This is a genomic window from Streptomyces sp. OR43, assembly GCF_008042275.1.
Taxonomy (GTDB): Bacteria; Actinomycetota; Actinomycetes; order Streptomycetales; family Streptomycetaceae; genus Streptomyces.
This window is the reverse complement of sequence record NZ_RDBK01000043.1, coordinates 3,415,728-3,432,806: the sequence shown is the minus strand read 5'-3', so window position 1 is coordinate 3,432,806 and position 17,079 is coordinate 3,415,728. Positions and strand designations below refer to the sequence as shown.

General features: G+C 69.9%; 13 protein-coding genes. 1 reads left to right on the top strand and 12 read right to left on the bottom strand.

What is annotated here, in order from left to right; all coding sequences use genetic code 11:
- Window position 1: 1 nt before the first annotated feature.
- From EAO72_RS34615 to EAO72_RS34600, 4 genes are all read right to left on the bottom strand, one after another.
- Complete coding sequence (locus EAO72_RS34615; protein WP_148020996.1) at window positions 2-982, bottom strand: ABC transporter permease; 981 nt, start codon at window positions 980-982, stop codon at window positions 2-4.
- A complete protein-coding gene (locus EAO72_RS34610) occupies window positions 979-2,046 on the bottom strand; it encodes an ABC transporter ATP-binding protein (protein WP_148020995.1) in 1,068 nt (355 codons plus the stop codon). The genes EAO72_RS34615 and EAO72_RS34610 overlap by 4 nt, the downstream gene beginning before the upstream one ends.
- 34 nt (window positions 2,047-2,080) lie before the next feature.
- A complete protein-coding gene (locus tag EAO72_RS34605; RefSeq protein ID WP_148020994.1) occupies window positions 2,081-3,757 on the bottom strand; it encodes an ABC transporter substrate-binding protein in 1,677 nt (558 codons plus the stop codon).
- A 162-nt stretch (window positions 3,758-3,919) separates the two neighbouring features.
- Window positions 3,920-4,894 (bottom strand): LacI family DNA-binding transcriptional regulator, encoded by a 975-nt coding sequence (locus tag EAO72_RS34600; RefSeq protein ID WP_148020993.1) that lies wholly within the window; start codon window positions 4,892-4,894, stop codon window positions 3,920-3,922.
- A gap of 291 nt (window positions 4,895-5,185) precedes the next feature.
- Between EAO72_RS34600 and EAO72_RS34595 the strand changes: the two genes are divergently transcribed.
- Window positions 5,186-7,054 carry a lectin gene (locus EAO72_RS34595; protein ID WP_148020992.1) on the top strand — a complete coding sequence of 623 codons (1,869 nt, stop codon included), beginning with the start codon at window positions 5,186-5,188 and terminating at the stop codon, window positions 7,052-7,054.
- Between the two features lie 57 nt (window positions 7,055-7,111).
- Here EAO72_RS34595 and cimA read toward each other — a convergent pair whose 3' ends face one another.
- The 8 genes from cimA to EAO72_RS34550 all read right to left on the bottom strand — a co-directional run bounded on the left by cimA (window position 7,112) and on the right by EAO72_RS34550 (window position 16,986).
- Entirely contained in the window at window positions 7,112-8,719 is a 1,608-nt protein-coding gene (gene cimA / locus EAO72_RS34590; RefSeq protein ID WP_148020991.1) for a citramalate synthase, read from the bottom strand.
- Between the two features lie 277 nt (window positions 8,720-8,996).
- The gene (locus EAO72_RS34580) at window positions 8,997-10,328 is read right to left on the bottom strand and encodes an MFS transporter (protein ID WP_148020989.1); all 1,332 of its coding nucleotides are present in this window, start codon (window positions 10,326-10,328) and stop codon (window positions 8,997-8,999) included.
- A gap of 97 nt (window positions 10,329-10,425) precedes the next feature.
- Window positions 10,426-11,034 (bottom strand): TetR/AcrR family transcriptional regulator, encoded by a 609-nt coding sequence (locus tag EAO72_RS34575; RefSeq protein ID WP_148020988.1) that lies wholly within the window; start codon window positions 11,032-11,034, stop codon window positions 10,426-10,428.
- Window positions 11,035-11,037: 3 nt separating this feature from the next.
- Window positions 11,038-12,039, bottom strand: coding sequence for an agmatine deiminase family protein (locus EAO72_RS34570; protein WP_187285415.1), 1,002 nt, complete (start codon window positions 12,037-12,039; stop codon window positions 11,038-11,040).
- A 26-nt stretch (window positions 12,040-12,065) separates the two neighbouring features.
- Complete coding sequence (locus EAO72_RS34565) at window positions 12,066-13,754, bottom strand: urease subunit alpha (RefSeq protein WP_148020986.1); 1,689 nt, start codon at window positions 13,752-13,754, stop codon at window positions 12,066-12,068.
- Window positions 13,751-14,431: an urease subunit gamma gene (gene ureA / locus EAO72_RS34560; protein WP_148020985.1), complete on the bottom strand. Its 681-nt coding sequence runs from the start codon at window positions 14,429-14,431 to the stop codon at window positions 13,751-13,753. The genes EAO72_RS34565 and ureA overlap by 4 nt, the downstream gene beginning before the upstream one ends.
- Before the next feature lie 180 nt (window positions 14,432-14,611).
- On the bottom strand, window positions 14,612-15,700 hold the full coding sequence (locus tag EAO72_RS34555) for a branched-chain amino acid aminotransferase (protein WP_148020984.1): 1,089 nt from the start codon (window positions 15,698-15,700) through the stop codon (window positions 14,612-14,614).
- 245 nt (window positions 15,701-15,945) lie between these two features.
- Window positions 15,946-16,986 (bottom strand): 3-isopropylmalate dehydrogenase, encoded by a 1,041-nt coding sequence (locus tag EAO72_RS34550; RefSeq protein WP_148020983.1) that lies wholly within the window; start codon window positions 16,984-16,986, stop codon window positions 15,946-15,948.
- Window positions 16,987-17,079: the final 93 nt, after the last annotated feature.

The following is a 17,079-nucleotide window of genomic DNA, read 5'->3' as shown; positions in this document are numbered from 1 at the left end:
CCTACGCCTCCCTTCGGGTACGGGGGTCGAGGACCATGTAGAGCACGTCGGCGAGGAGGTTCGCCGCGAGGACGGAGAGCGTGATGATGAGGAAGACGCCCTGCATGAGGGGGTAGTCCTTGGCGCCCACGCCCTGGAAGAGCTGGTAGCCGATGCCCGGGTAGGAGAAGACCATCTCCACCAGGAGCGTGCCGCCGACGATGAAGCCGAGCGAGAGGGCGAAGCCGGAGATGTTGGGGAGGATCGCGTTGCGGGCGGCGTACCCGAACATCACCCGGCGCTCGGAGAGGCCCTTGGCCTGGGCGACCATGACGTAGTCCTCGCTCGACACCGTCACCATCATGTTGCGCATGCCGAGGATCCAGCCGGCCACCGCGCTGAGCACGATCGTGAGGCCCGGCAGCGCGCCGTGGTAGAGCGCGCTGGAGATGAACGGCCAGTCGAAGGCGGGCACCAGCGAGTTGTCGTAGCCGCCGGCGGCCGGGAAGAGCGGCCACTTCACGGCGAACAGCGAGATGGCGATGAGGCCGAGCCAGAAGTACGGGATGGCGGAGATGAACGTGGTGACGGGCAGCAGGCTGTCCATCCAGGAACCGCGCCGCCAGCCGGTGAAGACCCCTATGCCGGTGCCGAGCACGAAGCTGATCAGCGTGGTGATGCCGACGAGCGCGAGCGTCCACGGCAGCGACTGGGCGATGACCTCGCTCACCGGGGTCGGGAAGAAGGTGAAGGACAGGCCGAGGTCGCCGTCGAGCAGATGGCCCCAGTAGTCGGTGTACTGCTGCCAGATCGACTGGTCCTTGTCCAGGCCGAAGAGGGCCTGGAGCGAGGCGATGGCGTTGGTGTCCAGCTGTCCCTGGAAGCGGGCCATGAGGGACTGCACCGGGTCGCCGGGCATCATCCGCGGGATGAGGAAGTTGATGGTGATCGCGGCCCACGCGGTGACCAGGTAGAAGGCGAGCCGTTGGAGCAGGAACTTCACTTCGCAGCCTCCTTCTTCTCGTGGTCGTCGGGGGCGGTGTCGCCGGCGGCCGGGTCGTACAGCCAGCAGGCGGCCCACTGGCCGTCGGCCAGGTCGAAGCGCGGCGGCAGCTCGGTGCGGCAGCGCTCCATGGCCTTGGGGCAGCGGGGGTGGAAGCGGCAGCCGGCCGGCGGATCGATGAGCGAGGGGGGCTCGCCGCTGCCGGTCTCCTCCTGCTCCTCCTCGYCGACGGCCCGGTCGGGGTCGGGTGCCGAGGCGATCAGCAGCTGGGTATAGGGGTGGGCGGGGCGCTGGGTGACGGTCTCGCTGTCGCCGCCCTCGACGATCCGGCCGGCGTACATGACGAGCGTGGAGTCCGCGAAGTAGCGGGCCGACGCGATGTCGTGGGTGATGTAGAGGATCGCGAGGTGCATGCGGTCCTTGAGGTCCTTGAGCAGATTGAGCACCCCGAGCCGGATCGAGACGTCCAGCATCGAGACGGGCTCGTCGGCGAGGAGGACCTGGGGGTCGGCGCCGAGCGCGCGGGCGATGGCCACGCGCTGGCGCTGACCTCCCGACAGCTCGTGCGGGAACTTGTCCAGGTACTGATGAGGAGGAGTCAGCTGGACGCGGTTCAGCAGAGCGGTCAGGTTCTGTTCCAGTTCCGCCTCGCCGGTGCCCGCCCGGCCGTGGATCTTCAGGGCGCGGGTGAGGTGGTAGCGCACGGTGTGCACTGGGTTCAGCGAGGCGAACGGGTCCTGGAAGATGAGCTGGACCCGGCGTACGTAACCGCGGAAGGACCGGCCACGTCCGGCCTTCACCGCCTGCCCGCCCAGGTGGATCTCGCCCGCGGTGAGCGGGTACAGCTGGGCGAGCAGCCTGGCGACGGTCGACTTACCGGAGCCCGACTCCCCCACCAGCGCCGTGACGGTCCCGCGCCGCAGTTGCAGCGAGACGTCGTCGACGGCGTGGACGCTGCGGCGCCTGCCCGCGACGAGGTCGCGGCCCGTGCGCCGTACGGCGAAGTGTTTGGTGACTCCGCGTGCTTCGAGCACGACGTGGTTGTTCTCTGTCTGTTCGGACATGGCCGGTACCTGGATCCCTGGGTTGCCTGACGGCCTACTTGGACGGCTTGAGCTTCAGCACGACTTCCAGCGCGGAGCGCTGGGTGTGCTGCGGGTCGGCGTACGGGTCGGCCTCGGTGGGCCAGCCCACCCAGTTCTTGGTGGAGTACTCGGCCCCGATGGGCGCGGCCGCGGTGGGGATCATCGGCGCCTGCTCGACCATGATCTTCTGCAGGGCGTTCATCGCCGCGGTGCGAGCGGTGTCGGTGGTCGCACTGGCGAAGTCCTTCAGCGCCTCGGTCGCCTCGGTGCTCTTGAAGCGGCCGAAGTTGCCCTGCTGGGAAGGCTTGCCGATGGGCTGGAGCAGCGCGCCGTCCATGATGTTCTGGTACATGTCGTACGGGGTCGCGCCGCTGTTGGTCCAGTGCAGCGTGGCGTCGAAGTTGCCGTTGGCCACGTCGGCGGTCCAGGCGTCGGCCGTCTGCGTCTTGACCTTGGCCTCGATGCCGATCTTCTTGATGTTGTCCTTGATGATCGCGAGGCCGGTGATGTAGTCGTTCCAGCCGGCCGGGTCGGTGAAGGTGAGCTTCACGGCCTTGCCGCCCGGGTCCTTCAGCACGCCGCCGCTGAGCGTGAAGCCGGCCTTCTCCAGGACCTTCTTGGCGCCCTCGACGTCCGGCTTCGTGGTCGCGCTCTTGTACTCGGGGGCGAGGAAGGACTCACCGGCGGGCAGCGGGATGCCGGTCGGGTTGGTGATCTCCGGGTAGAGCGTCGCCTCGGCCTGGGTGTAGATCGCGTTGCGGTCGACGACCATCGCCATGGCCTTGCGCAGCGCCGGGTTGTCGAACGGCTTGCGGGTGGTGTTGAACCACAGACCGTGGATGCCGAGCCCGGAGGGGAACCACAGCTTGTGGTTCTTCGGGTCCTTGGAGATGAACAGCTGCTTGTAGTTCGGCATGAAGACGAACGACCACTCCAGCTTGCCGGAGGCCAGCGCGGTGGTGGCGGCGCTGTTGTCGTTGTAGGTGCTGTAGCGCAGCTCCTTGACCTTCGTCGTGCCCTTCCAGTAGGCGGGCGTGGCGGTCAGCGTGGTGGTCTGCGGCGTGAACGTCTTCAGCTTGTACGGGCCCGAGCCGACGGGCGTGCGGTTGGGCCAGGTCTCCGGGTTCTTGACGCCTTCCCAGATGTGCTTGGGCACGATGAACTGCTGGATGATCTTGTTCTGGTTGACGTACTGCGAGTCGTCGAAGGTCAGGACGACCTTCTTGCCCTGGACCTCGACCCCGCCCCACGCGATGCCGTCGGCGTTGAGCGCCGGGTGCTTCTTCAGCATGTCGAAGGTGAACGCGACGTCCTCGGCGGTCAGCGGCTTGCCGTCCGCCCACTTGGCCTTGTCGTCGAGCGTGAACGTGACCTTGGTGTAGTTGAGTTCCCACTTCCAGTCCGTCGCCAGCCACGGGTCGGCCTTGGCGGAGGGCCGGATCTGGCTCGTCATCGCCAGCGGCTCGTAGATCATGAAGCGGTAGCCGAGGGTGGCGCCGGCCGAGGTGGCCAGGAACGGGTTGCTGTTGTTCGTCTGCGGCCCGTCCGGCTTACCGATGTTCAGGACGCCCGTGGCGCCGCTGCCGCTCTTGTTGCGGTTCGAGTTGGCTGACGAACATCCGGCGGCGAGCGCGACCACCGCGGTGGCGAGCGCGACCGCTCTGAGCGTGTGGTGACGGCGTGCGGACATGGCGACTCCAGGAGGGACTGGCGGGTCTGGGAGACCGGAAACGGGCAGCGCTCGGCGCGCCGGGTACGGGCGGTGCGGGTGCGGTGCGGGTTCTGCGGGTGCGTACGGGGCCGGCGAGACGGGTTCTGCGGGTGCGGTGCGGGGCCGGGCGGGCCCGCGTCGCTAGGGCGCCGAGTGGCGCACGACCAGTTCGGTGGGCAGCACGAGCGGTGCGTCGGGCACGGGTGTGCCGCCGAGGTGGGAGAGCAGCATCCGTGCGGCCGTCTCACCCATCTGCCGGGTGGGCTGGCGCACGGTGGTCAGGGGCGGTTCGGTGTGTTCGGCCATCGGGATGTCGTCGAATCCGACCACCGCGATATCGCCGGGCACGGTCCGCCCCGCGGCGCGCAGGGCCCGCAGCACGCCTGCCGCCGTGATGTCGTTGTGCGCGAAGACCGAGTCGAACTCCGTGCCGGAGGCGAGGAGTTCCTCCACGGCCAGCCGGCCGCAGCGCTCGGTGAAGTCTCCGCGGACGACGAGTTCGGTGGGCAGGACGGAGACGAATCCCTCCAGCCGGTCGCGTACGCAGCCGAAGTGCTCGGGGCCCGTGATGACGACGGGCCTGGTGCGGCCGGCGTCCCGCAGATGGCGGGCGGCCGACGCGCCTCCTTCGTGGTTGGTGGTCACGACGGAGGGGAACTCGGGGTGGTGGCCGCGATCGTCGATCAGCACGATCGGCAGACCGGCGCGGTGCAGTGCGGTGAGGTGGTCGAGGGTGTTCTCGGGTTCGACCACGACCAGTCCGTCGAAGGCGCGCGCCGACACCTGGCTGGTGAAGCGCTCCACGGACTCGGCCCCGCGGTTGCAGGTGAAGAGCAACAGCCCGTAGTCGGCGGCCTCGACGGTGTCGACGACCCCCTGAAGCACCTCACCCATCCACGGCCAGGTCAGCGAGGGCACCAGCATGCCGACCGTACGGCTGCTGCCGCGGGCCAGACCGACGGCGCCCGAACTGGGTACGTAGCCGAGCTGTGCGATCACTTCACGAACACGGGCGGCCGTCGAACCGTCCACTTCGCCCTTGGTGTTGATGACCCGGGACACGGTCGTCTTGCTGACGCCGGCCTCGCGGGCGACATCAGCGATGGTGACACGCATCGGGGACCTCCAGGACACAGCAGGACAGAGCGGCCGGACCGGCAACGGAACCGGTACCGCAACCGGTTCCGGAACCGGTACCGGCGTTGGTGGCGTGAGTTAACCCCGCTGGAACACGACCGTCAATACTTCACGTCGAGATTGGTCCGTACCCATCTCAGGGGTGGCCTGGAACGCGCTTGCGTTCAAGTCCTGAACGCGCAAACTCTTGACGTGGGCACGTAAGAGCAGTTCACTCCCGTCTCGTCCGACGGCACGTCCCCCACGCTCCCGCCGAGGAAGGCATCAGCCATGATCCGTTCAGGAAGGGCGCTCAGGGCCCTGCTCGCCGCAGTGCTCACGACCGCCGGCCTCACGGGGCTCTCGTCCGGCACCGCGCAGGCCGCGGGCGAGACGGTGAACATCACCCTGACCACCACGGACGACGCGGGCGGCCGGCATGTCACCCGGGGTCTTGAGGCCCAGACCCCGGTCGCGTTCGGGGCCGGGACCGGGGGCGGCGGCACGAACATCACGGTCGACGAGAACACCCGGTACCAGACCTTCACCGGCGGCGGCGCCTCGTTCACCGACACCGCGGCGTACCTGATGAAGAGCAGCGGGGCGCTGAGCCAGGCGACCCGCGACGCCACGATGAAGAAGCTCTTCTCCCCCACGGAGGGCATCGGGCTCTCGTTCCTACGCAACCCGATGGGCGGCTCGGACCTGGCACGGTACGGGTACACCTACGACGACATGCCAGCCGGGCAGAGCGACCCGTCGCTCGCGCACTTCTCGATCGCACACGATCTGGAGGACGTGCTGCCGCTGACGAAACAGGCCAGGCAGCTCAACCCGGCGCTGACCACGGTGGCTTCGCCCTGGACCGCCCCGGCCTGGATGAAGGACAACGGACAGCTCAACGGCGGCTGGCTGAAGGCCGAGCACTACGGCGCGTACGCCGACTACTTCGTGAAGTACCTCCAGGCCTACCGGGACCAGGGCGTGCCGGTCGACTACGTCACCGCGCAGAACGAGCCGACGTGCTGCGGCGGCTACCCCTCGATGAGCTGGAACGGCTCCGGACTGGCCTACTTCACCAAGAGCGAGCTGCTGCCCGAGCTGGCCTCGGCGGGGCTGGCCACCAAGGTGCTGGCGCACGACTGGAACTGGGACACCTACGACGCGTACGCGGCGGCCACCGTGGACGACGCGGCGGTGCGCGACCACCCGAACTTCGGCGGGGTGGCCTGGCACGGCTACGGCGGCGACATCGCGAAGCAGACGGCGGTGCACAACCAGTACCCGTCGATGGACGCCTTCCAGACGGAGCACTCCGGCGGCACCTGGATCGCCGACCAGCAGCGCGAAGACATGATGAACATCATCGATTACACCCGCAACTGGGCGAAGTCGGTGACCAAGTGGTCCCTGGCGGTGGACCAGAACCGCGGCCCGCACAACGGCGGCTGCGGTACCTGCGACGGGCTGATCACCGTGCACCACGGGGACAGCAGGAGCGGACAGGTCGACTACACCGTCGAGTACTACACGATGGGCCACCTGACCAAGTTCGTCCGACCGGGCGCTTCCCGGATCTCCTCCACCGCCAGCTCGACCGTGCCCAACGTCGCCTGGCGCAACCCGGACGGCTCGAAGGCGCTGATCGCGTACAACGGCGGCGGGTCCGTCCAGCAGATGACCGTCAACTGGGGCGCAAGCAAGTTCACTTACTCGCTCCCGGCGCGCACCTCCGCGACCTTCACCTGGTCGGGCACGCAGTCCGGGGCGGATGCCTCGTCGGGCGCCCTGTCCGGCCCGGGCGGCAAGTGCCTCGACGCCACGGGCAACACCGGCGCCGACGGCACGCCCGTCCAGCTCTGGGACTGCACGGGCGCGGCCAACCAGCGCTGGACGGTCGGCAGCGACGGCTCCATCCGTACGCTCGGGGCCTGTCTGGACGTGGCCTCGGGCTCGACGGCGGACGGGGCGAAGGTTCAGCTGTACACCTGCAACGGCACAGGGGCGCAGCGCTGGACGTACGACGCTTCGACGGGCGACGTCGTCAACACGGCCTCGGACAAGTGCCTGGACGTGACCGACCGGTCGACGGCGAACGGGGCCCGCACCCAGATCTGGACGTGCACGGGGGCGGCCAACCAGAAGTGGCACCTCGGGTAGCGGACGCGTGCACGGCGGCCGCGGACCGGGCCGGTCCGCGGCCGCCGTGTGCCCGCCCTACTCCGTCGGCTCGACCCCGGCGCGCAGCAGCCCGAAGGTGTAGGCGTCCTCCAGGGCCTGCCAGGAGGCCGCGATGATGTTCTCGGCGACGCCCACGGTCGACCAGTCGGCCGTGCCGTCGCCGGTGGTGATCAGGACACGGGTGGTGGAGTCGGTGCCGGTCCGGCCCTCCAGGATGCGGACCTTGTAGTCCATCAGCTCCAGCTTGGCGAGCTGCGGGTAGATCCGCTCCAGGGCGACGCGCAGGGCCCGGTCGAGCGCGTTGACCGGGCCGTTGCCCTCGGCGGTCGCGACGATGCGCTCGCCCTTGGCCCAGAGCTTCACGGTCGCCTCGTTGGCGTGGGTGCCGTCGGGGCGGTCCTCGACGATCGCGCGCCAGGACTCGATGCGGAAGTACCGGCGTACCCGGCCCTCGGCCTCGGCGCGCAGCAGCAGCTCGAAGGAGGCGTCGGCCGCCTCGTAGGTGTAGCCCCGGAGCTCGCGCTCCTTGACCCGCTCGACGACGCGGCCGATGAGCTCGCGGTCGCCGCCGAGGTCGATGCCGAGCTCCACGCTCTTGAGCTCGATGGAGGCGCGGCCCGCCATGTCGGAGACGAGCATCCGCATGGTGTTGCCGACCAGCGCGGGGTCGATGTGCTGGTACAGGTCGGGGTCGACCTTGATCGCGGAGGCGTGCAGCCCGGCCTTGTGCGCGAAGGCCGAGACGCCGACGTAGGGCTGGTGGGTGGAGGGTGTGAGGTTGACGACCTCGGCGATGGCGTGCGAGACGCGGGTCATGTCCGCGAGCGCGCCCTCGGGCAGGACCTGCTTGCCGTACTTGAGCTCCAGCGCGGCGACGACGGGGAAGAGGTTGGCGTTGCCGACCCGCTCGCCGTAGCCGTTGGCGGTGCACTGGACGTGGGTGGCGCCCGCGTCGACGGCGGCCAGGGTGTTGGCGACGGCGCAGCCGGTGTCGTCCTGGGCGTGGATGCCGAGGCGGGCGCCCGTGTCGGCCAGGACCGTGGCGACGACGGCCTGGATCTGGGCCGGGAGCATCCCGCCGTTGGTGTCGCAGAGGATGACGACGTCGGCGCCGGCCTCGGACGCGGCCCGGACGACGGCCTTGGCGTACTCGGCGTTGGCGCGGTACCCGTCGAAGAAGTGCTCACAGTCGACGAAGACCCTGCGTCCCTGGGCGACCAGGTGGGAGACGGTGTCGCGCACCATCTCCAGGTTCTCCTCCAGTGTGGTGCGCAGGGCGAGCTCCACATGGCGGTCGTGCGACTTGGCGACCAGCGTGATCACCGGGGCGCCCGACTCCAGCAGCGCCTTGACCTGCGGGTCCTCCGCGGCCTTGCCGCCGGCCCTGCGGGTCGCGCCGAAGGCGACCAGCTCGGCGTTCCTGAACTCGATCTCCTGGCGGGCGCGGGCGAAGAACTCGGTGTCGCGGGGGTTGGCACCCGGCCAGCCGCCCTCGATGAAACCGACGCCGAAATCGTCCAGGTGCCGGGCGATGGTCAGCTTGTCCGCGACCGTCAGGTTGATGCCTTCACGCTGGGCACCGTCGCGCAGCGTGGTGTCGAAGACATGGAAACTGTCGTCGGTGGGCTTGGCCTTGGTGGTCATGCTGGTCTGACTCCTGTCGGATGAGTGGATCCGGACGATCTGACTCCACTTGCCCCCATCATCCCGCGTGCCTCGTCCCGGCCGGTGGTGAGGGCCGGAAAACAAAAAACCCCTCGCGGGTGCGAGAGGTCTGCGCGCGGGTCTGGGGCACGGTGGCCGTGCCGTACGTGGTGGTACGGGACGGTCACTGCGGACCGGCGCGCCTGTTGCCAATAATCATGACGAACGAGGACACGGAAGCAGTCTGACACAGGACCGCTTCCGTGCCCGGCCCGTCTCAGGATGCGGGCGTGACGCTCGTCGCTCCGGCGGTCGACGCCTTCTCCCCTGCCCGCACGGCGGCGACCCGGTTCAGATCGATGTCCCGGGTCTCGCGCATGGTCAGGTAGACGACGAGCGAGACCGCGGCGCAGCCCGCGACGTACCAGTAGAAGCCGGACTCGACGCCGGCGTTCTTGAACCACAGCGCCACGTACTCGGCGGTCCCGCCGAACAGCGCGTTGGCGACGGCGTACGAGAGGCCGACGCCCAGGGCGCGGATGCCGGTCGGGAAGAGCTCGGCCTTCACACAGGCGTTGATGGAGGTGTAGCCGGTGATCACGAGCAGCGCGAGGAGCGCGAGGCCGAGCGCGGGCCAGAAGGTGTCCGCATGCTTCAGCATCGTCATGATCGGTACGGTCAGGAAGGTCGAGCCGATCGCGAAGGTGATCAGCAGCGGGCGGCGGCCGATCCGGTCGGAGAGCATCCCGGCCAGCGGCTGGATGCACATGAAGACGAACAGGGCGCAGAAGCTGACGAGCGAGGCGGTGGACTTCTCCATGCCGGCGCTCTTGGAGAGGAACTTCGTGAGGTAGGTCGTGTACGTGTAGTAGGCGACGGTGCCGCCCATGGTGAGCGCCATCACGAGGAAGGCCTCGCGCCGGTGCTGCCACAGCACCTTCAGCGTGCCGCGGTCCTGCTGTTCGGCGGCGCCGGACTCGGCGTACACCTCGGTCTCCAGCATGGAGCGGCGCAGGTAGAAGACGATGCCCGCGCCGAGCGCGCCGACGACGAACGGGATGCGCCAGCCCCAGCTGTGCAGCGCCGCCTCGGACATGTTGCGCTGCAGGAGGATCTGGAGGCCGAGGCCGACGAGCTGTCCGGCGGTCATGGACACGTACTGGAAGCTGGAGGCGAAGCCCCGCTTCTCGGGTGCGGAGGCCTCGGTCAGGTAGGTGGCGCTGGCGGCGTACTCGCCGCCGACGGACAGTCCTTGGAGCAGCCGGGCCACCATCAGCACGGCGACGCCGCCGTACCCGGCGACGTCGTAGGTCGGCGCGATCGCGATCAGCACCGCGGAGGCCGACATGAGGGTGACGGTCAGGGTGAGCGCGGCCTTGCGGCCCCTGCGGTCACCGATCCTGCCGAGCAGCCAGCCGCCGACCGGCCGCATGAAGAAGCCGACGGCGAAGATGCCCATGGTGTTCATGAGGTTGGCGGTCTCGTTGCCTTCGGGGAAGAACGAATCCGCGAAGTACACCGCGAAGGTCGCGTACACGAACCAGTCGAACCACTCGACCATGTTGCCGGCCGAGCCGACCCAGATTTTCTTCCACTGCTCTCGTCCCATGGTGGGACACCGTGCCCGAACTGCGGGAAGTCCAACAAGGGTGCAGGGCGCAACGATCGCGCGTACTTACGTACGTTGCGTTCACGCGCGGGTGACGTCAACCGGCCAGGTTCAGCGACTCCTCGATGAACTCCCCTACGCGGTCCAGCACTTGGTCCCGACCGGTCCCGGGAAGACCGACCGCCACATGGACGCTGAAGCCGTCCAGCAGGGCGCGCAGCCGGGTCGCGTAGCGCTCGGCGTCGACCCGGCGGAACTCGCCGCGCGAGCCGCCCTCGGCGAGCAGCGCCACCAGGTCGCGGTGCCAGGCGCCCTCGATCGCGGCCTGACGGGCGCGGGCGCTGTCGTCGGCGTCGCGCGAGCGGTTCCAGACCTCCAGCCAGAGCGTCCAGTGCGGGTCGCGAGGACCCTCGGGGAGGTAGAGGGCGATGTAGGCGTCGAGGCGTTCACGGGCCGGTCCGGGCCGGGACAGCAGACCGCGCCGCTCGGCCCCGAGCCGGTTCTCGCTCCATTCCAGCGTCTGGAGCAGCAGCTCGTCCTTGGTCCGGAAGTAGTAGAGGAGGTGGCCGCTGCTCATGCCGACCTCGCGGCCGAGCCCGGCCATCGTGAGGCCGTCGAGGCCGCGTGCGGCGACGGTGGCCATGACGGCGGCGAGCACGTCCTCGCGGGGCGGTGCGGTGTTGCGGCTGCGCGGGGCGGTGGGCATGGTTCAGACCTTGGGCTGTTGCTGGGTGATGCAGTGGATGCCGCCACCCCCGGCGAAGATCGCGCGGGCGTCGACGAGTGTCACCGTACGGGTGGGGAAGAGGCGGCGGAAGATTCCGGCGGCGAGTTCGTCGCGCGGGTCGCCGAACGCGCACAGGACGACGCCGCCGTTGCAGAGGTAGTGGTTGATGTAGGAGTAGTCGACCCACTCCCCGCCGGCCCGCAGCACGGTGGGCGCCAGGACCTCCACGACCTCCAGCGGGCGTCCCTTCGCGTCGGTGGCGGCGCGCAGGATACGGACGGTCTCCCGGGTGATCGCGTGGTCCGGGTGGGCCGGGTCCGGCTGGACGTGGGCGACGACGGTGCCGGGGCGGGCGAAGGCGGCGACGATGTCGACGTGGCCGAGCGTGCCGTACGTGCCGTAGTCGCCGGACAGGCCGCGGGGCAGCCAGATCGCCTTCCGGGTGCCGAGGCGCGCGTGCACCTCGGCCTCGACGTCCGCGCGACTCCAGCCGGGGTTGCGTTCCCTGCCGAGCTGGACGGTCTCCGTGAGCAGGACGGTGCCCTCGCCGTCGACGTGGATCGCGCCGCCCTCGTTGACGAGCGGTGAGCCGTGCACGGGGACGCCGGCGAGCTCGGCGACGGAACGGGCGATGTGCCGATCGCGCTCCCAGCGGGCCCAGCCCTGGGCGCCCCAGCCGTTGAACGTCCAGTCGACGGCGGCGAGTTCGCTTCCGTCGGTGACGAAGGTGGGGCCGATGTCGCGCATCCAGGCATCGTCGAGCGGGCGCACCGCGAGCTCGATGCCGGGGCCGAGCAGGGCGCGGGCGCTGTCCTCCTGGCCGGGGCCGACGACCATCGTGACGGGTTCGAAGCGGCGGACGGCGTGGGCGACGGCGGCCCAGGCGCGGCGGGCCTCGTCGAGTTCGGCGGCGGAGGCGAAGGTGGGGTTGGGGCCGGGCCAGGCCATCCAGGTGCGTTCGTGCGGGGCCCATTCGGGCGGCATGCGGAAGGTCACGGGAGTGCGGTTCCTTACAGGAAGTAGAGCCGGTTGAGGGAGACCGAGTCGGCGGGCCCGGAGCTGAGCGGGTCGCCGTCCAGGGTGACGAGACCGCTGCGTCCGTCCACGTCGACCGTTCCGGTGCGGGAGTTGAGGCGCAGGTCGGCGGGGCCGATGCCGCGGGTGCCCCGGACGCCGACACGGCGTCTGCGGGTCGGCATGGCGTCCGCGCCCAGCTGGGTGGCGGCCTGTGCGACGAAGGCGACCGAGAGATCGGCGGCGGTCGCCCCGTACGCACCGAACTGCGGTCCCAGGACGAGGGGTTCACAGGTGTCGGTGGCTGCGTTGGGGTCGCCGGTGACGCCGTAGGCGGGGAAGCCGGACTTCAGGACCAGCTGCGGCTTCGCGCCGAAGAACTCGGGCCGCCACAGCACGATGTCGGCGAGCTTCCCGGTCTCGATGGAGCCGATCTCGTGGGCGAGGCCGTGGGCGATGGCCGGGTTGATGGTGAGCTTGGCGATGTAGCGCAGCACGCGGGCGTTGTCGTCGCCCGGCCCGTCGCCGTCCATCGGGCCGAGTTCGGCCTTCATCTTCCCGGCCATGGCGAAGGTGCGGCGGACGGTCTCCCCGGCCCGGCCCATGCCCTGGGCGTCGGAGGAGGTGATCCCGATGGCCCCGAGGTCGTGCAGCACGTCCTCGGCGCCCATCGTGCCGGCCCTGATCCGGTCCCGGGCCATGGCGGCGTCGCCCGGGAGGTCCGTCTTCAGGTCGTGGACGGAGACGATCATCCCGTAGTGCTCGGCGACCGCGTCCCGGCCGAAGGGGAGCGTGGGGTTGGTGGAGGAGCCGATGACGTTCGGCACGCCCGCCATCTTCAGGACGTTGGGGACGTGGCCGCCGCCGCAGCCCTCGATGTGGAAGGCGTGGATGGTGCGCCCCTCCAGGACGCGCAGGGTGTCCTCGACGGACAGGCACTCGTTCAGCCCGTCGCTGTGCAGGGCCACCTGGACGTCGTACTCCTCGGCGACGCGCAGCGCGGTGTCCAGGGCGCGGGTGTGGGCGCCCATGTCCTCGTGGACCTTGAATCCGCAGGCCCCGCCCTCGGCGAGCGCCTCGACGAGCGGTGCCTCGTGGGAGGAGGAACCGCGGCCCAGGAAGCCGATGTTGACCGGCCAGGCGTCGAAGGCGTTGAAGGCGTGGCGCAGCGCCCAGGGCGAGTTGACGCCGACGCCCCAGACCGGGCCGAACTCCTGCCCGATGACCGTGGTCACGCCGGAGGCGAGCGAGGCCTCCATGATGCGCGGCGAGAGCAGGTGGACATGGGTGTCGACGGCACCGGCCGTGGCGATCATGCCCTCGCCGGACACGATGGACGTGCCCGTGCCGACGACGACGTCCACCCCGTCGAGGGTGTCCGGGTTCCCGGCCCTGCCGATCGCGGCGATCCGGCCCTCGCGGATACCGACCGACACCTTCCGGATGCCCTGCACGGCGTCGATGACCAGCACGTTGCTGATCACCACGTCGCAGGTCTCCCGGACGGCCGCGGCCTTGAGGTGGAGGCCGTCGCGGGCGGTCTTGCCGAATCCGGCGAGGAACTCGTCGCCCGGCTTCTGGGCGTCCGACTCGACCCGGACGGTCAGCCCGGAGTCGCCGAGCCTGACCCGGTCACCGGCGCGCGGGCCGTGCACGGCGGCGTACTCGTACGGGTCGATGCTCATCGCTCCGCCCCCAGGTATCCGCAGGCCACCGCGCGCCTCAGCGCCTCCTCGCGCGCGCCGGGCGCGTCGAGCGGGCCGTCGACCAGCCCGGCGAACCCGATCGCGACGCGGTCGCCGCCGATGGGCACCAGGCCCACCTCGACGAACTCGCCGGGCCCGAAGCGGACCGAGGAGCCCGCGGGCACGGACAGCCGCGTCCCGTACGCCGCCGCCCGGTCGAAGTCGAGCCGCGGATTGGCCTCGAAGAAGTGGAAGTGCGAGGTCACGGAGACAGGGACGGTCGCGGTGTTGTGGACGGCCAGGCGCACGGAGGGCTCCGTTTCCGGCGTGGCGGGTCCGGGGACCACGGCTCCGGGCGCCTCGTCCCCGAGGCCCTCGCCCAGGGGCCGGGTAACCACGGCGAGCCGCGATCCGTCGTCGAAGACGGCCTCCACATGGACTTCGGTGACGATGTCGGCGACCCCGGGCAGCACGTCGTCCGGGCCCAGCACTCCGCGGGCGGCCTCGATCGCCTCGGCGAGCCGGCGCCCGTCGCGGGCGGCCTCGCAGACGGTGTCCGCGATCAGGGCCGTGGCCTCGGGGACGTTCAGCCTCAGACCGCGGGCCCGGCGGGCGCGCGCCAGCTCGGCGGCGCCGAACAGCAGCAGCCGATCGCGCTCGGTGGGGGTCAGTCGCATGACGGGGCACCTCAAGGTCGAGCAGCGTTTGAGCAGCACTCTAACCGGCTGACAAAGGAGCAGGAACCCCTTTCGGCCGACGAGTTTGAGCGCTGCTCTAAAGGCGGCGCACAAAAAGGGCCGCGCCCGGCGGACGCGGCCCTTCTGCCTACGGCGACTGCGGGACTCTCACAACGCGCCCTAGCCGAGCGGGTGCATCCAGCCGTGGGCGTCCTCGGCGGTGCCGCGCTGGATGTCCAGCAGGCGCTCGCGCAGCCGCATGGTGACCGGGCCCGGCGTGCCGTCGCCCTGGGTCCACTCGCCGCCCGCGCTCTTCACGACGCCGACGGGGGTGATGACGGCGGCGGTGCCGCAGGCGAAGACCTCGGTGAGGGTGCCGTTCGCGGTGTCGTCGCGCCACTGGTCGATGGAGACGCGGCTCTCCTCGGGCTCGTAGCCGAGGTCGCCGGCGAGCTTGAGCAGCGAGTCACGCGTGATGCCCGCGAGCAGGGAGCCGGTCAGGGCCGGGGTGACGATCTTGTTCCCGTACACGAAGTACAGGTTCATCCCGCCGAGCTCCTCGACCCACTTGTGCTCGACGGCGTCGAGGTAGGCGACCTGGTCGCAGCCCTTGGCGGCGGCCTCGGCCTGGGCCAGGAGGGACGCGGCGTAGTTGCCGCCGGTCTTGGCGTCGCCCATGCCGCCGGGGACGGCGCGGACGCGGTCCTCGGAGAGCCAGATGGAGACGGGCTTCACACCGCCGGGGAAGTAGGCGCCGGCCGGCGAGGCGATGACCAGGAAGAGGTATTCGTTGGACGGACGGACACCGAGCCCGACCTCCGTCGCGATCATGAAGGGCCGCAGGTACAGCGACTCCTCGCCGCCGTGGGCCGGGACCCAGGCCGCGTCCTGCTTGACCAGCGCGTCGCAGGCCTCGACGAACGTCTCGACGGGCAGCTCCGGCATGGCGAGCCGGTTCGCGGAGCGCTGGAAGCGCTCGGCGTTGGCCTCGGGGCGGAAGGTGGCGACCGTGCCGTCGGGCTGGCGGTAGGCCTTGAGACCTTCGAAGATCTCCTGGCCGTAGTGCAGCGTCATGTTGGCGGGGTCGATCGACAGCGGCGCGTACGGGACGAGCTGGGCGTCGTGCCAGCCGCGGCCTTCGGTCCACTTGATCGTCACCATGTGGTCGGTGAAGTAGCGGCCGAATCCGGGCTTGACCAGGATCGCCTCGCGCTCCGCGTCGGACAGCGGGTTCGAGGAGGGCTTGAGCTCGATCGTGGGCGTCGTCATGAGTGCGTGTCCTTCACCGGTTTTGTGTGTGTAGGACCACGTCCACGCCGTCTCCTGCCGGACGACAGGTGCTAGGACGTCCGAGCTTCGCGGCAAGCCACGGTCCCGTTCGATTATCTCTCGCGGGTGGCCGTGCACGAAATGACGTGAATGCGGTCCAGGGTTCGATGGTGACACCCGGGGCCGCACAGGAGAAGCCGCCGGGTGCGTGTGCGACCCGGCGGCTTCGTAAGGGAGTCGTCGGATCAGCCCGCTACGCGTACCGCGAGCGCGTCGCCGATCTCGTCGGTGGTGCGGGCGGTCCCGTCGCGCTCCGCGAGGTCGGCGGAGACGGCCTCCTCGATGCGCACGGCCTCGGCCTCGTAGCCGAGGTGGCGCAGCAGGAGGGCGACGGAGAGGACCGTGGCGGTCGGGTCGGCCTTGCCCTGGCCCGCGATGTCGGGCGCGGTGCCGTGGACCGGCTCGAACATCGACGGGAAGGCACCCGTCGGGTTGATGTTGCCGGACGCGGCCAGACCGATACCGCCGGAGATGGCGGCGGCGAGGTCGGTCAGGATGTCACCGAAGAGGTTGTCGGTGACGATGACGTCGAAGCGCTCCGGCTGGGTGACGAAGAAGATCGTCGCGGCGTCGACGTGCAGGTAGTCGGTGGTGACCTGGGGGTACTCGGCGGCGACCTTGTCGAAGGTGTTCTTCCACAGGTGGCCGGCGTAGACGAGGACGTTGTTCTTGTGGACCAGCGTCAGCTTCTTGCGCGGCCGGGCGGCGGCCCGCTCGAATGCGTCACGGACGACGCGCTCGACACCGAAGGCGGTGTTGAGGCTGACCTCGGTGGCGACCTCGTGCTCCGTACCGGTCCGCAGCGAACCGCCGTTGCCCGTGTACGGGCCCTCGGTTCCCTCCCGGACGACGACGAAGTCGATCTCCGGGCTGCCCGCCAGCGGGGTCGACGTGTTCGGGAACAGCTTCGACGGCCGCAGGTTGATGTAGTGGTCGAAGGCGAAACGCAGCTTCAGCAGCAGCCCGCGCTCCAGCACACCGGAGGGCACGGACGGGTCGCCGATCGCACCGAGCAGAATGGCGTCGTGGCCCTTGAGCGCCTCAAGCTCCGCGTCCGGGAGGGTTTCACCGGTGCGGTGCCAGCGCTGGGCGCCGAGGTCGTACTCCTTGGTCTCCAGCTTCACGTCCTGCGGGAGGACAGCGTTGAGGACCTTGAGTCCCTGGGCCACGACCTCCTGGCCGATGCCGTCACCGGGGATCACTGCGAGATTGATGCTGGGTGCCATGTCCGGCACGATACTGCGCGTCCCACCCCATGACATGTCGCGTCCACTATACGGACACATGGACAGCTGTACGTGTACCGTTCACCTACCCGA